10 protein-coding genes are annotated in these 15,408 nt (G+C 66.9%); 3 read left to right on the top strand and 7 right to left on the bottom strand.

Going from position 1 to position 15,408, the window contains the following annotated elements; all coding sequences use genetic code 11:
• Window positions 1–143 precede the first annotated feature (143 nt).
• From OUO20_RS15960 to OUO20_RS15940, 5 genes are all read right to left on the bottom strand, one after another.
• Window positions 144–1,706, bottom strand: coding sequence for an APC family permease (locus tag OUO20_RS15960; protein WP_268003448.1), 1,563 nt, complete (start codon window positions 1,704–1,706; stop codon window positions 144–146).
• Window positions 1,707–1,853: 147 nt separating this feature from the next.
• Window positions 1,854–3,494, bottom strand: a complete 1,641-nt coding sequence (locus tag OUO20_RS15955) for a GMC family oxidoreductase (protein ID WP_018769945.1) — start codon at window positions 3,492–3,494, stop codon at window positions 1,854–1,856.
• A complete protein-coding gene (locus OUO20_RS15950; RefSeq protein ID WP_268002133.1) occupies window positions 3,495–5,033 on the bottom strand; it encodes an aldehyde dehydrogenase family protein in 1,539 nt (512 codons plus the stop codon). It lies immediately after the preceding gene.
• 96 nt (window positions 5,034–5,129) lie between these two features.
• Window positions 5,130–5,756: a TetR/AcrR family transcriptional regulator gene (locus OUO20_RS15945; RefSeq protein ID WP_056391959.1), complete on the bottom strand. Its 627-nt coding sequence runs from the start codon at window positions 5,754–5,756 to the stop codon at window positions 5,130–5,132.
• A gap of 115 nt (window positions 5,757–5,871) precedes the next feature.
• On the bottom strand, window positions 5,872–6,849 hold the full coding sequence (locus OUO20_RS15940) for an ABC transporter substrate-binding protein (protein ID WP_018769948.1): 978 nt from the start codon (window positions 6,847–6,849) through the stop codon (window positions 5,872–5,874).
• A 432-nt stretch (window positions 6,850–7,281) separates the two neighbouring features.
• On the opposite strand from OUO20_RS15940, the gene OUO20_RS15935 reads away from it, so the two are divergent.
• On the top strand, window positions 7,282–9,702 hold the full coding sequence (locus OUO20_RS15935) for a PxKF domain-containing protein (RefSeq protein ID WP_268002132.1): 2,421 nt from the start codon (window positions 7,282–7,284) through the stop codon (window positions 9,700–9,702).
• A gap of 96 nt (window positions 9,703–9,798) precedes the next feature.
• Here the strand turns inward: OUO20_RS15935 and OUO20_RS15930 are convergent, their stop codons facing one another.
• Both OUO20_RS15930 and OUO20_RS15925 read right to left on the bottom strand, forming a co-directional pair.
• Entirely contained in the window at window positions 9,799–10,497 is a 699-nt protein-coding gene (locus OUO20_RS15930) for a type 1 glutamine amidotransferase domain-containing protein (protein ID WP_268002131.1), read from the bottom strand.
• A 24-nt stretch (window positions 10,498–10,521) separates the two neighbouring features.
• Window positions 10,522–11,394 (bottom strand): aldo/keto reductase, encoded by an 873-nt coding sequence (locus OUO20_RS15925; RefSeq protein WP_056391954.1) that lies wholly within the window; start codon window positions 11,392–11,394, stop codon window positions 10,522–10,524.
• A 140-nt stretch (window positions 11,395–11,534) separates the two neighbouring features.
• Here OUO20_RS15925 and OUO20_RS15920 point away from each other — a divergent pair, with 140 nt between their 5' ends.
• Both OUO20_RS15920 and OUO20_RS15915 read left to right on the top strand, forming a co-directional pair.
• Window positions 11,535–12,524, top strand: coding sequence for an LLM class flavin-dependent oxidoreductase (locus OUO20_RS15920; protein ID WP_018769951.1), 990 nt, complete (start codon window positions 11,535–11,537; stop codon window positions 12,522–12,524).
• A 219-nt stretch (window positions 12,525–12,743) separates the two neighbouring features.
• On the top strand, window positions 12,744–15,374 hold the full coding sequence (locus OUO20_RS15915) for a trehalase-like domain-containing protein (protein WP_056391950.1): 2,631 nt from the start codon (window positions 12,744–12,746) through the stop codon (window positions 15,372–15,374).
• Window positions 15,375–15,408 lie beyond the last annotated feature (34 nt).

Here is a 15,408-nt window from a genome sequence, read left to right as displayed (position 1 = left end):
GCCGCTTCCTTGTGTGACGACGGGCCTCAACATGGCGGTGGCCGGAGGCGCAGAAAAGGCCGACGACGGCACTCACGTGAGTGCCGCCGTCGGCCCCTTCCTTTGTATGCACTGCTGCAGCGGACCCTGCTGCAGCAGCAGCCCTATTGGACCTGCACGTCCACCAGCTGGTGCTCCCCGGAAGCGGCGCGTGTGGCGCTCGACGACGGGTGGGCGGCCACGGCTGCGGCGTGCTCGGCCAGCACCCCTGTCTGGTGGCGGATCTTCAGGCGGTAGAGGAGGGTCCCGCCAATGATGACGGCGGCCACGAACATCACGCCGCCCCACTGCAGGTACCACTCGAACGGCGGCACCGAGTTGTAGATCTCCGGGCGGGGCCACACCAGGTTCACCGTCATGGCAGCGCCCCACAGGACGGCCAGGATGTTCACGGGAACGCCCCACTTGCCCATGCAGAACCCCGGCTCGGAAACGTCATCGGCCAGCGGCCATTTCCTCAGGAACCGCTTGCGCAGCAGGGGAACCGTGACCAGGAGGTAGGACAGGTAGATCAGCACGATGCTGATGCTGGACAGGATGGTGAAGATGGCCGGCTGCATCACGTTGACCAGCAGCGGGATGACGGCCATGATTCCGATGACGATGGCGGCGACAGTGGGGGTCCGGCGGACCGGATCCACCTTGCTGAGCTGCCGGCTGAAGGGCAGGTTGTTGTCGCGGGCCATGGCGAACATCATCCGGATGGCAGCGGCGTGGACGGCCAGGGTGCAGACCACCACGGCCACCACGATGCAGGCCAGGAAGGCCTTGCCGAACGGGCCGCCCAGGACGGAGAGCACGATGTGCTGCAGCCCGCCGTCGGCCGCCCCCACCTGGGGGTCGCCGAGGTCCGGCGCGGCCAGGATGCCGAAGAGCAGGATTCCGCCGCCCAGCAGGAACGATGCCGTAACGGCGCGCAGGATGGCCTTGGGAGCGGTCTTCTTGGGATCCTTGGTTTCCTCGCCGAGGGAGCTGGCGGTGTCGAAGCCGTACATGACGTAGCCGGAGGCCATGGCGCCGATCAGGAAGACGCCAAAGAAGCCCAGGTCGTGGCCTTCGCCGAAGCCGTTGGTCTGGAAGAAGACCTCCGGGCCGCGCACCACATGCCAGCCCAGCGCGAGGATCAGCAGCACGGCCGCGATCAGCTCCACGAAGACGCCGATGCTGTTGATCCGGGTCATCAGCTTCACGCCGAATGCGTTGATGAGGGTGGAGATGGTGATCATGATGGTGGCCAGGACCACGCCGTTCATGGCGAAGTCGTAGGGGCCCGTGCCGTCACCCACGAACTGGAAGCCGGACCAGAGCTGGGGCAGGGTGATCTGCAGGGCCAGTGCCACGGAGCCCAGCGCCATGATGGAGGACAACAGCAGCAGCCAGCCGGCCAGCCAGGACGAGGTCCCGGACGCCAGGCGCTTGGCCCAGTTGTAGACCGAACCCGCCACGGGGTAGCGGCCGGCCAGTTCGGCAAAACACAGGGCCACCATCAGCTGGCCGACGAACACGATGGGCCAGGACCAGGCGTACGCCGGGCCGGCCATGGAAAAGCCAAAGTAGAACAGTTGGAAAACACCGGTGAGGATGGAGATATAGCTGACACCTGCGGCGAAGCTGGCAAACTTGCCGATGCTCCGGTCAAGGGTCTGGGTGTAGCCGAATTCATCCATGCCGCTTGAATCAATACTCTTGCTGGGTTCCAATATGGACTCCTAGATCAGAAAAGCACGATGGGACCGGCCGCCCTGGGGTGCGGCGGAATAACGAGGGTGGGGGCCGCCGCTGTTGGGGAAGTGCGGCCCCCTAAGACCTGCCGCTCAGGCGAGGGATGTGGTGAGCTCCTTTTCTTCCATGGCGTCTTCGACCGTGCGGTCCGCGCGGATCAGATCGGCACAGCGCTCGCCGATCATCATGACGGTGATGTTGGGGTTGACGGTGACGTGTTCGGGCATGACGGACGCATCGGCGACGCGGAGGCCGGTGACGCCCTTGACCCGCAGCCCGGGATCCAGCGGCGACATGTCGTCGTCCGCCGGGCCCATGCGGACGGTGCCCACCGGGTGGTAAACGGTGTTGTGGGTCTTGCGGATGTAGTCCTGCAGCTCTTCATCCGTCTGCGCCTCGATGCCGGGCGACAGTTCCCGGCCGGTCCATTCCGCCATGGCGGGCTGGCCGGCGATTTCACGGGCCTTGCGGATGCCGGCCACCATGACGCGCATGTCGTGGCCGTCGGGGTCCGTGAAGTAGCGGGGGTCCACCATCGGCTTGTCGCGGAAGTCGCGGCTGCGCAGCCGGACGGTGCCGCGGGAGCGGGCGTGCGTGACGTTGGGGGTGAGGCTGAAGCCGTTCTCCGTGGTGGGGTAGCCGTGCCGCAGCGTGTTCATGTCGAACGGGACGGAACCGTAGTGCATCATCAGGTCGGGGCGGTCCAGGCCGTCCTCGGTGGGGGTGAAGATTCCGATCTCCCACCACTGCGTTGAGGTCTGCACCATGGGCTGTTTTGCCTCGAACTGGACTACGCCCTCGGGGTGGTCCTGCAGGTGCTCGCCCACGCCGGGGGAGTCCACCAGGACGTCGATGCCGTGCTGTTCAAGGTGTGCTGCCGGTCCGATGCCGGAGAGCATGAGCAGTTTGGGGGAGTCGATGGCACCGGTGGACAGGACCACCTCGCGGTGTGCGGAGAGCCGGTGGGTGCGGCCGAAGGCCGAGTCCACCACGTCCACACCGGTGCAGCGCTTGGCCGCATCGAACACCAGCTGGCGGGCGCGGAGGCCGGTCAGCAGGGTGAAGTTGGGCCGGTCGATGATGGGGTGGATGTAGGAGACGGAACTGGAGGCGCGCGTGCCGTCCGCCCGGCGGTTGATCTGGAAGAAGTTGGCGCCGTTGACCACGGTGGTGCCGGTGTTGAACTTGGCGCGGGGAATTCCCGCCTGCTCGCAGGCGTCCAGAAGAGCGACGCCGGCAGGATCCGCCGGGGGCACGTTCATCAGGTGCACGGGGCCGGAGTCCCCGTGGTGGGGTGCGTCCGGGCCGGCGTCCTCGTTGGTTTCCAGCCGCTTGTACAGCGGCCAGGCCGCGTCGGCATTCCAGCCGGCGGCGCCGTACTTGGACTCCCACTCGTCCAGGTCCTCCCGTGGCGCCCAGAAGGCGATGCACGAGTTGTGGCTGGAACAGCCGCCCATCACCTTGGCACGGGCGTGGCGCATGAAGGAGTTGCCGTTTTCCTGCGGTTCCACCGGGTAGTCCCAGTCGTAGCCGGATTCCAGCAGCTCCATCCAGCGGTCCAGCTGCAGGATCTCGGGGATGTTGCGGTCGTCCGGGCCGGCCTCCACGAGGGCCACGGTTACGTCCGGGTCCTCGCTCAGGCGGGCGGCAACCGCGGCGCCGGCGGATCCGCCGCCGATGACGATGTAATCGAACGAGCGCTCGCTGAGGTCCTCGATGTTGTCGAAGTGCATCTAGTTCTCCTTGCCGTGGTCAGCGAACCAGCCGGTGACCTGCGGGCTTGTGTTCTGGTAGATGTGCTTGGCTTCCTGGTACTCCGCCAGGCCCGTGGGGCCCAGCTCGCGGCCGACGCCGGACTGGCCGAAGCCGCCCCACTCGGCCTGGGGGAGGTAGGGGTGGTAGTCGTTGATCCAGATGGTGCCGTGCCGCAGCCGGCCTGCCACCCGCTGCGCCTTGCCGGCGTCCTGGGTCCATACCGCCCCGGCCAGGCCGTAGATGGTGTCGTTGGCGGTGGCCACGGCCTCGTCCTCGGTGCGGAAGGTTTCCACTGTCACCACGGGGCCGAACGCCTCGTCGGTGACCACGGACATGCCGCGCTGCACCTGGTCCAGGATGGTCGGCTGGTAGTAGAACCCGCCGTCGTACTTCTCCCCGGAAGGTGCCGCGCCGCCGGTGCGGAGCCGCGCGCCCTCCTGGATTCCGCGCTGGACGTACGCGTGCACCTTGTCCCGGTGGGCGGCGGAGATCAGCGGGCCGGTCTCGGCGGCGTCGTCAAAGGGGCCGCCGAGCCGGATGCCCTGGGCGCGGCGGACCAGCTCGTCCACGAAGCGTTCGGCGATGGATTCCTCCACCAGCAGCCGGGCGCCTGCCGAGCAGACCTGCCCGGAGTGGACGAAGGCACCGTTGAGGGCGTTGTCCACGGCGGCGTCGAAGTCCGCGTCGGCAAAGATCACGTTGGGGTTCTTGCCGCCCAGCTCCAGCGCCACCTTCTTGACGGTGGCTGCGGCGGCAGCGGCGATCCGCTTGCCGGTTTCCAGGCCGCCGGTGAAGGAAACGAGGTCGACGGCGGGGTGTTCCGAGAGCGGTGCGCCCGCCTCGGCGCCGGGTCCGGTGACCAGGTTGGCCACGCCGGCCGGCAGGCCAAGGTCCTTCAACAGCTGCATGGCCATGATGCTGGTGGAAGGGGTCAGCTCGGACGGCTTAAGGACGAAGGTGCAGCCGGCGGCCAGCGCGGGGGCGATCTTCCACGCCGCCTGGAGCAGGGGGTAGTTCCATGGTGTGATCAGGCCGCAGACGCCAACGGGTTCGTAGACGATCCTGCTCACGACGCCGGGGTCCCCGGCGTCCACCACCCGGCCGGCCTGCTGCCCGGCGAGCCTGCCGAAGTATTCAAAGCAGGCGGCGATGTCGTCCATGTCGATGCGGCTCTCGACCATGCGCTTTCCGGTGTCAAGGGACTCGGCCCGGGCGAACTCTTCCCGCCGTTCCCGCAGGCCGGCAGCGACCTTGAGGAGGAAGGCCCCGCGCTGGGGTGCCGGGACGGAGGACCAGGCGCCGGAGTCGAAGGCTGCGCGGGCTGCGGCAATGGCGCGTTCGGCGTCTTCCCGGCCGGCCTCGGAGACCGTGGCCACCAGCTCGCCGTCTGCCGGGTTGCGGATCTGGCGCACGGCGCCGGATGCCGCCGGCTCCCATGCGCCGTTGATGAACAGGGAGGACGCTGCGTCCGTTGTGGTGCTCTCGACGGCGTCCAGGGTTGGTGTGGCGTAAGTCATAGGAAGGACAGTAATGCACACTGAACGAGTGTTCAATACTTTTTGAACACTCGTTCAATGTTACTTTCGGGCCGTCTGCGCCCGGGAGCAGGCGGGTTAGCGCGGGCTAGGCTCCTGCCCGCCGGCCCCTTCATCCTGGACCGGCGCGAAGGCAATCTGTTCCGTGCGCTGGATACTTCGCTGGATGGCGGCCTTGTCCACCCCGAGCAGTGCGGTCAGCCACATGCCGTTCTGGATGACCACGATGTCCGATGCGCGCTCCCGGCATGCCTCCCAGGAGAGCCCTGGCCTGGCGCTGGATACCAGTGCTGCGAGCCCGTCGATGTAGCGGTCGAAGGCGGCGGCGTTGATCTGGGCGTAGTCCTCGTCGGCCTGGGCGAGGGCCCAAAGGTGGAGGCGCAGGGACAGGTAGCGCGTGGTCAGCAGGTCGGCGCCGGCAACCCGCCGCAGGGCCTTGCGCAGCTGTTCATCCGGGGGCGTGGACGGATCGGGGGCGACGAGCAGAAGGTCATGCTCATCCACCCGGCGCAGGGCTGCCCGGATCAGGGTGGTTTTGTCGTCGTAGTAATAGTTGACCAGGCCCAGCGCCACGCCGGCTTCCCGCGCCACGGACCGCATGCTCACTCCGGAAATGCCGTGCCGGGACAGCAGGTCCATGGCCGCCTCGAGTATGCGCGTCTGCCTGTCCACTTGTTCGCCGGAGTTAACGGCACTGGTCCCCATCTGGCCAGACTATTGCCTAACCGGCCGGGAGCGCACTTTCGCGTATCCGCACTCAAACAGAAGAATCCCCGCCCTGCTGCAGGCAGGGCGGGGATTCCTTCGTCGGCAGGCTGCCTTATTTCTTGGGCAGGCCCGCCGGGTTCAGCTCGGACTTCTGGATGGCCTCGGAGGAGAGGCCCCAGCGGTCCAGGATTTTCGCGTAGGTGCCGTCCTCGATCAGGTGGTTCAGCGCAGCCTGGGCGGCCACCGCCAGGCCGTTGCCCTTCTTGGTGGTGAAGGCGATCTGTGCCGTCAGCGGCCAGCCGCCGTTCAATGTGCCCACCTGCTTCGTCTTTCCGTCCTGCGCTGCCTTGTAGGCGGCAGCCGCGTTGGGGCCGAACGTCAGGTCCGCACGTCCTGACTGAAGGGCCAGACTCGAGGCGGAGTCGTCGTCGTAATACTGGAACTGGACCGGCGCCAAACCGTTCTTCTTGTTCTCCTCGTCCCAGCGCACCAGGATGGCTTCCTGGTTGGTGCCGGAGCCCACGATGATCCTCTTGCCGGCCACGTCCTTGGCTTCCTTGATTTCACCGATGCCGGAATCGCTCTTGGCGTAGAAGCCCAGCAGGTCATTGCGGTAGGTGGCGAAATCGAACTTCTCCTTCCGCGCCTCGGTGACGGTCACGTTGGAAAGCACGGCCTCGTACTTGGCAGACTCCACGCCCAGCGGCCAGTCTGCCCACGCCACAGGCAGGACCTCCACGTCCAGGCCCAGCGCCTCGCCCACCGCGTAGGCGATGTCCACCTCGCTGCCAATCAGGGTCTTGTTGTCCGTGGCGAACAGGCTGAGCGGCGCCGCCCCGCCGGTGGTCACTACGGTCAGCTTGCCGTCCGCTTTGATGGCCTCCGGCACCAGGGCCGCCGCGGACGGGTCTTTGGTCGCTGTGATGCGGTTCTGATCCGGGGACAGGTTGAAGGTCTTGCCACTGGCGTTGGTGGCGGACGACGACGGTGCCGTCGCCGCCGAGGCGCCGGGATCGGAGCAGGCAGCCAGTCCCAGCAGGGCTGAGACGGCCAGGGCAACGACGGCGGCCGGCTTGGGCTTGATGGCCATGATTCCTCCTTGGGGGGTGGAGATGCAACGGAATGTGCGCGTTGCAGCAACTATCCGGCAGCCGCCGACAGCGAATCAAAGCCCCCGAAACGCTGGGATACAGGAAGTAACGGCGGTTAACCGGAGGACCGCGGCGGTCACATTTCAGCCCAGCCCGGGCCACTACCCCCATGGCGCGTCACAGATCCATCAGAAAACGAGTACCCGGCCGGAAAAGACAGGTGGTGACTACGCGTGTTCTCCGCCCGTGCCCCAACTTACGGTGAGATACGCTGCGGCCCGGATGGGCTGCGGGCAAATGAGGGAGGCACAAACATGAATCATTCGCCGGGTGGGAAGACTGCAACTGGGGGGACGGGCCTGCTTAGGCGAACCAGCACCAGGACAGCGGCGGCAGTAGCTGCGGGAAGCATGCTGCTTGCGGGCGGTGGGGTGGCTTACGCCGATGACATTTTCAACAACCTTGACGGCACGGTTGACTCAGTGGCAGAGCTGATGCCGCTCAACGTCGGCGGTGCCAACGGCAGCACTACGCTGGCAGTGGCGCCTACGGGCAGCGATGGCAAGAGCGGCTGCAACCTGACAGGTGCAACCACGCTCACGCTGAACCTCAGCTCCAGCAACCCTGCCGTCGCCACGGTGTCCCCGTCGTCGGTGACCTTCACGTCATGCGGTGACACGAAGTCCTTGACCGTCACCCCGGTCAGCGCCGGTTCTGCCACCGTGAGTGCAAGCCAGGCAAGCAACAACAGTGGCGGAACCTTCAACCTTGCCCCAGCCACGTTCACGGTGAACGTGGTTGCCCCCGCGCCGTCCAACACGGCGCCCAAGCTCAATATCACCGGCGTCACCGCTGGCGCCTCGTACCCGAAGGGCGCCGTTCCTGCCGCAACCTGCAGCGTGACTGACGTTGAGGACGGCAACAGCTCCTTCCCGGCAACCTTCGGTGCCGTCTCGGGCGCCGACGGAGCCGGCGGTGTCGGCACGCAGGAAGCCAGCTGCAGCTACACGGACAAGGGCGGACTCACCGTAGCCAGCTCCGTTACCTACGGGATCACTGACGGGTCGGCTCCCGTCATTTCCTATACCCTGTCGCCCACTACGCCGGATGGCTCGAACGACTGGTACAAGAGCGCTGTCGCCCTGCATTGGACGGTGACAGAAAGCGATTCTTTGAGCACCCTCAGCAAGACGGGGTGCCAGGACCAGACCATCGCCGCGGACCAGGTGGCTACCGACTTCAGCTGTTCCGCCTCCAGCTCCGGTGGGACTGCGGCCACTCAAACCGTCAACCTGAAGAAGGACGGCACCGCCCCCACGGTTGGTTTCACAGACGCAACGGGAACCGCCGGCACCAACGGCTGGTACACGTCCGACGTGGATGCCACATTTACCGGATCGGATGCCACTTCGGGATTGCTGACCTCATCACAGAAGGTGACCTCCTCCGGCGAAGGACCGGCAGTCCAGGTAAACAGCCCGTCTTTCACTGACATTGCGGGCAACACCGCCGCGGAGGGCGCGGCTTCACACACCTTCAAGATCGACAAGACGGCTCCGGAGGTAAGCTACGCCGATGAAACCGGAACCGCCGGCACCAACGGCTGGTACACCTCCGATGTCCAGACGGACTTCAGCGCCACGGACCTGATCTCCGGACCGCTCACCGCAACGCAAACTGTAACCTCTGCCGGGGAAGGCGAGGCGGTGACGGTCCAGAGTCCTGCGTTCACCGACAACGCGGGCAATACCACCGCCGCTGGTGCCGTTTCCCGGTCATACAAAATCGACAAGACCGCACCGGATGTCAGCTACGCCGACGTTGCGTTCGGCACCCTGGGCCTGAACGACTGGTACGTATCGGACGTCGAGGCCCGCTTTACAGCCACGGACAAGACATCGGGGCTGGCTGTCTCCTCCCAGGCGGCAACCTCCAGCGGTGAGGGCTTGGACGTGTTGGTACCGAGCCCTGCCTTCGTCGACAACGCCGGCAACACCACACCCACCGGGGCCACCACCAAGTCGTTCAGGATTGACAAGACCGCGCCGAAGGTCGCCTACAGCGGGGCCACGACGCAGGCCAACAGCAACGGCTGGTACAACACAGACGTCACTGCCACCTTTACAGGAACTGACGACGTGTCAGGTCCTGCCTCCGCAACCCAGTCACGGACCACCACCGGCGAGGGTGGGACGGTGACCGTGAACAGCCCCGCCTTCACGGATGGCGCCGGCAACACCACTCCTGAAGGCGCCACCTCGGCCACCTTCAAGGTCGACAAAACGGCGCCCGCCGTTTCCTTCGACTCGGTCGTGGGGGACAGCTTCTTTGGCTCCACCGCCGCCAAACCCACCTGCACGGCAACGGACAGCGGCGGTTCGGGCCTCTCGGGCAGCTGCGCGGTCACCGGCTATGACACCAAGAACGGGACGCACACGCTCAAGGCAACGGCAACCGACCTGGCCGGCAACACCACAACGGTGGAGCAGACCTACACGGTCAAGGCCTGGACGCTGAAGGGGTTCTACCAGCCGGTGGACATGAACGGTGTCCTGAACACGGTGAAGAACGGCAGCACGGTTCCGGCGAAGTTCGAGATCTTCGCCGGTGCTACCGAGCTGACTGATCCGGCACTTGCCAAGTTCACCACCAAGCAAGTGGCCTGCTCGCTCCTGAGCCCGATCGACGACATCGAAACCACAGCCACCGGCAACACCTCGCTGCGGTACGACGCCACGTCAGGCCAGTTCATCTACAACTGGAAGACGCCCGCCACGGCCGGCAGCTGCTACACGCTGACCATGACGGCGAACGACGGCAGCTTCATCAGTGCGAACTTTAAGCTGAAGTAGCACTGCCGGGCCGGCGCCCAATGACGCGCGCCGCAAGGAGGGGACCAGCTCATTGCGAACTGGTCCCCTCTGCTATTGCCCGGAAAGCGGCACTGCTCAGCTGAGGGCAGCTAGGACTTCCTTGGCCACGTCCTCGCTGGACTGCGGGTTCTGCCCGGTGATGAGGTTGCCGTCGCGGACCACGTTGGAGGACCAGGCGGCACCGTTTTCGATCACCGCGCCCTTCTCCTTCAGCGCATCCTCCACCAGCCACGGGGTGTTCTCCCCGGTCCCGCCGCCCAGCTCCTCCTCGTTGGTGAAGACCGTCAAACGCCGGCCCTTGAACGCGAACCCGCCGTCGTCGTCCGTTGCACGCAGCAGCCCCGCCGGACCGTGGCAGAACGGCGCAATGATCTTGCCGTCCCTGTTGGCTGACACCAGAAGGCGTCCCAGGTCGGCGTCCTTGTAGAGGTCCGCCATGGGGCCGTGGCCGCCGGGCATCACCACGGCGTCATACGCTGCGGCGTCGACGTCGGCCAGCACCAGCGGGTGCGCCAGCTCGCCGTCGATCTTTTCCAGGTAGTCCCGGAAGCCCTGTGCCCGGTCCTCGCCACCGGCCGATTCGGCAGCCAGGCTGACTTGGTCCACGGTGGGCTTCCGGCCGCCGGGGGTTGCGATGTGGACGGTGTTGCCGGCCTGCGTCAGGGTCTGGTGGGCCACCACCAGTTCCTCTGCCCAGTAGCCGGTGGGGTGCTCGCTGCCGTCCTTCATGGTGAGGGAATCCGCGGCCGAGACGACCATCAAAATGTTTGCCATGGTGTTTCTCCTGTCTCTGATGCTTTACTTGCCGGCCGCTTCAAGCTCCGCGTACGTATCGTCGTCGAGCGTGATGCCTGCGGCGCCCATGTTCTCTTCGAGGTGCTGCACGGAGCCGGTGCCGGGGATGGGCATCATCACGGGGGAGCGGCGCAGCAGCCAGGCCAGGGCCACCTGGGAGGTGGTGGCGCCAAGGCGCTTGGCGGCCTCATCCAGCGGTCCGCCCGGCCGGGCGAGCTCGCCGGCGGAGATCGGCGCCCACGGGATGAAGCCGATTCCGTTCTCCTCGGAGTAGCGCAGCACGTCCTCGGAGCTGCGGTCCGTCAGGTTGTAGCGGTTCTGGACGGTGGACACCGTGAAGTGCTTTCCGGCGGCTTCGAGTTCGGCCACGCCCACCTGGGACAGGCCCAGGGCGCGGACCTTGCCTTCGTCCTGGAGCTCCCGCAGCACGCCGAACTGCTCCTCGGCGTCCACCTTGGGATCGATGCGGTGCAGCTGCAGCAGGTCCAGTGTGTCCACCTTCAGCTTGCGCAGGCTCAGTTCCGTCTGCTGGCGCAGGTATTCCGGCCGGCCAACGGGAACCCATTTGTTGGGCCCCGTGCGTGTGAAGCCCACCTTCGTGGCGATCTTCAGCCCCTCCTTGTAGGGGTGGAGGGCCTCGGCAATGATTTCCTCGCTGATGTTGGGGCCGTACGAGTCGGCGGTGTCAATGAAATCCACGCCGAGTTCGACGGCGCGGCGCACCACGGCCACGGCGGCCTGCCGGTCTGCGGGCTCACCCCAGACGCCGTCACCCACAATGCGCATGGCACCAAAACCCAGCCGGTGCACGGTTCCCAGGTCCTTGAGGTCGATCGTTGCGGACAGTTCCAGCTGCTTCGTTGAATCATGGCTCATAGGGGCGGCAACCTCATCAGTATGCTGAGTATTCCCCAGCTCACAGAAATAAGGCGGGGCCCGCCGTCGTTATGCATCACGTGCCCGCCGCCATCCGGCCGGCACCCCCTACGAAACATTTTGAAAGGCCGGCACCTGACGTGACTCTTCCCCTCTCCATCCTTGACCTGGCAACCATCGGCAAAGGCCAGACGGCGGCGGAGAGTTTCGCAGGTAGCGTGGCCATGGCGCAGGACGCCGAGAAGCTGGGCTACCGGCGCGTCTGGTACGCCGAGCACCACAACATGTCCTCCATCGCCTCCTCCGCCACCAGCGTGCTGATCGCCCACGTGGCGGCGCACACCGAAAGCATCCGGCTGGGCGCCGGCGGCGTCATGCTGCCCAACCATTCCCCGCTGACCATCGCAGAGCAGTTCGGCACCCTGGAAACGCTGCACCCCGGACGGATCGACCTGGGCCTGGGCCGGGCCCCGGGCAGTGACCAGAACACCATGCGCGCCCTGCGCCGGGACCCGATGTCCGCCGACAGCTTCCCGCAGGACGTCCTTGAACTGCAGGGCTACCTGACCGGCCCCACCCGCATCGAGGGCGTCGAGGCCACCCCGGGCAAGGGGACCAACGTGCCGCTGTACATCCTGGGGTCGTCCCTGTTCGGCGCCCGCCTGGCCGCGCAGCTGGGCCTGCCCTACGCCTTCGCCTCGCACTTCGCCCCCGCCGCTTTGCAGGACGCGGTGGCCATCTACCGCAGCGAGTTCAAACCGTCCGCCCAGCTGGACGCGCCGCACGTGATCGCCGGCGTCAACGTCATCGCCGCCGACTCCGCGTCCGAGGCGCAGGCCATGTTCCAGGCCACCAAGCGCGCCCGCGTCTCCCTGTTCTTCGGCGGCGGCCGCGAATTCACCGACGACGAGGCGGACATGATCCTGGACTCGCCGCAGGGACGCCACATGGCACAAATGATGACGTACTCCGCAGTGGGGACGCCCGACGTCGTCATTGACTACCTGGACAGCTTTGGAAAGCACGCCGATGCAGACGAACTCATCGTGGCGCACCAGAGCCCGGGGACGGAGGCGCGCCTGCGGTCCGTGGAACTCCTGGCCGAGGCGGCCGGGCTGGTCCGGGTGTAGCCGCTGTGGTTTGCCGGCCGGTGCGCAACATGCAACGCCACTCGGTCGGTCGGACTTTTACACATACGCAATGAAGGGGACTTCCGGGGGTAACTGCCCGGGCTGAGGATGGGATGTGCCCCGGGTCATCCACCCGGAACCCCGGGGCGCCAACCGGTAGCCCGCGGACCGTCCGTGCGGCTGTGTTCCCGGCCTGGCCCTGCCTCAAAGGGGTTTTGGATGCCGACGCCATTGAACCAGAGCGTGGCGGATTCCGCGCTGCTCACACGGTCCCTTCCGCTGGACATGCTGCGCGCCTTCATCCAGTCCGATGCGGCGGACAACGGGCTGACCCCCGCCCTGCTCACGGAACTCAAGGTGCTGGCCCGCGTCCCCAGCCTCCTGGTGGCCTGCAATTACGGCGGAACGCTGTGCGACGCCGAAGGCATCTCCACCGAGACGCTCCCGCTGGGGAGTGCGGCCATTGCGCTTCGTGCGCTGGCAGCGCTGCCCAATACCCATGCGGCGATCATCTCGGGCCGCTCACTGCGTGACCTGGCAGCGGTGTCACGGCTGCCCGCGGAGGTGCACCTCATCGGTTCGCACGGCGCCGAAGCGGACATGGGGTTCGCCCACGCGCAGACCCTGGCCACCGAGTCCGTCCTGCAAAAGGTCAATGCCGCCCTCAACGAGGCCGTCGGCTTCCACGAGGGCATCTGGATCGAACGCAAACCGGTGGCAGTTTCGGTGCACACCCGGCCGGCCCGGCCGGACGTGGTGGCGACCGTGACGGAAATTTCCCGGCAGATCGCTGCTGCCCACGGGCTGTTCTTCATTGTGGACGGCTCGGTGCTGGACCTGTCCGTGGTGGAACCGTCCAAGGGCGAGGCCTTGGAGACCCTCAGGTCCCGGCTGGGGGCCAGCGCGGCCATGTTCGCCGGGGACGCCGCCAGCGACGAACTGGCCATCGCCACCCTGCGCGGGCCCGACCTCGGGCTGCACGTGGGCCCGGGCGAGACGGCAGCCCCGCACCGCCTCCGCGACCCCCAATCCTTCGCCCGCGTCCTGGCGTTCCTCTTCGAACTGCGGCGGGCGTGGCTGTTCGGGGAGGACGCGGTTGGCCTTGAACGCCACTCGATGATCGGCAACGGCTCCTCCACCGCGCTGCTGACGCCCGACGCGAAGATCTGCTGGATGAGCCACCCTCTGCCGGACTCCGGTTCACTGTTCGCCCACATTTTGGGCGGCGATGCCGCCGGGCACTTCTCGGTGGAACCGGTCAAAGCCTCCCAGGTGCTGGGACAGCGCTACGTGGACAGCACCATGATTGTCGAAACCCGCTGGGCGGACGTCACGGTCACCGACTACCTGGAGCCCGCACCGGAAGGCATCACCAGCCTGGTCCGGGTGCTGACGGGCCACGGCGCAGCCAGGATCACGTTTGCTCCGCGGCCGGACTACGCCAACGCCCCGTTCAGCATGGAGGCGCGGGGCGGGGAACTGCATGTGCTGGGCACCTCGGAGCCCATCATCCTGTTCGCGCCGGGCGCCGCGTTCAGCATCACCTCGGACGGCCGCCATGCCACGGCAACGGCATCCGTCAACCTCCAGGACGGGCCCGTGGTACTCAACCTCCGCTGCGGGGACACCGAACCGCAGTCCGCGGACCCCGGCGGGGAGACGGAACGGCGGGCCCGGGTGGCGCTCCATGCCCGGCAGTGGGTGCAGAACCTTTCCCTGCCATCGGTCAAGCCCTCGCTGGTACGGCGGTCGGCGCTGGTGCTCCGCGCCCTGGTGCATGAACCCACGGGCGCCGTACTCGCGGCCCCCACCACTTCCCTGCCCGAGGGAATCGGCGGGACCAGGAACTGGGATTACCGGTACTGCTGGCTGCGGGATGCCTCCATGACCGTCAATGCGCTGGTGGACCTGGGCTCGACGGCGGAGGCGGCCGGATTCCTGGGCTGGCTGGGCCGGATCCTCGAACACGCACCCGGCCCCGAATGGCTGCACCCCCTTTACTCGGTGACGGGCGCGCCGCTGTCCACGGAAGCCGTGGTCGACAGCCTTCCCGGGTACGCGGGCTCCCGTCCGGTGCGGATCGGAAACGCGGCGGACCACCAGGTCCAGCTGGACGTCTTTGGGCCGGTGGCCGAACTCATCCACTCGCTGAGTGAACGCGAGGGCGCGCTCGCCGACGACCACTGGGAGCTGATGATCCAGATGGCCTCGGCGGTCCTGGCCCGCTGGCATGAGCCGGACCACGGGATCTGGGAAGCCCGGCGGGCGGCACGGCATCACGTGTATTCAAAGGTGATGTGCTGGGTGACCCTGGACCGCGCGCTGCGGACCGCGGCGCGGCACGGCCGGGAGCCGGACCCGGCCTGGGCGCCGGCGGCAGCCACGATCCGTGCGGAAGTGCTCCGTGAGGGCTGGGACGAGTCCGCGAAGTCCTACACTGTTGCCTACGACAGCCCGGACCTGGATGCCGCCGTCCTTCACATCGGTCTCTCCGGCCTGCTGGACGTCACGGACCAGCGTTTCCTGGACACCGTCACCGCTGTGGAGCGGGAGCTGCGGGTGGGGCCAACGGTCTTCCGCTACAGGTACGACGACGGGCTGCCGGGCCTGGAGGGCGGGTTCCACATCTGCACCACCTGGCTGATCGAGGCGTACGTGGCCGTGGGCCGCATCGATGAGGCCTGGGACCTTTTTGACCAGCTGGTGAACCTTTTCGGCCCCACCGGGCTGCTCCCCGAGGAATACGACCCCGGCACCGAGACCCACCTGGGCAACCATCCGCAGGCCTACTCGCACCTGGGTTTCATCCGCTGTGCCCGGCTGCTGGACGAACACCAGGACAGGAGATAGTCGGCTCCCGTCGTGGGTACGTAGAGTGGAGGTA

Origin of the sequence: Arthrobacter sp. FX8 (genome assembly GCF_026723805.1) — a bacterium.
Lineage (GTDB): Bacteria > Actinomycetota > Actinomycetes > Actinomycetales > Micrococcaceae > Arthrobacter.
This window is presented reverse-complemented; position numbering and strand designations above follow the sequence as displayed.

Bases quoted from the DNA above. Each gene is read 5' to 3' on its own strand.
- OUO20_RS15960 (WP_268003448.1), bottom strand. From the start codon at position 1,706: ATGGATGAATTCGGCTACACCCAGACCCTTGACCGGAGCATCGGCAAG.
- OUO20_RS15955 (WP_018769945.1), bottom strand. From the start codon at position 3,494: ATGCACTTCGACAACATCGAGGACCTCAGCGAGCGCTCGTTCGATTAC.
- OUO20_RS15950 (WP_268002133.1), bottom strand. From the start codon at position 5,033: ATGACTTACGCCACACCAACCCTGGACGCCGTCGAGAGCACCACAACG.
- OUO20_RS15945 (WP_056391959.1), bottom strand. From the start codon at position 5,756: ATGGGGACCAGTGCCGTTAACTCCGGCGAACAAGTGGACAGGCAGACG.
- OUO20_RS15940 (WP_018769948.1), bottom strand. From the start codon at position 6,849: ATGGCCATCAAGCCCAAGCCGGCCGCCGTCGTTGCCCTGGCCGTCTCA.
- OUO20_RS15930 (WP_268002131.1), bottom strand. From the start codon at position 10,497: ATGGCAAACATTTTGATGGTCGTCTCGGCCGCGGATTCCCTCACCATG.
- OUO20_RS15925 (WP_056391954.1), bottom strand. From the start codon at position 11,394: ATGAGCCATGATTCAACGAAGCAGCTGGAACTGTCCGCAACGATCGAC.
- OUO20_RS15915 (WP_056391950.1), top strand. From the start codon at position 12,744: ATGCCGACGCCATTGAACCAGAGCGTGGCGGATTCCGCGCTGCTCACA.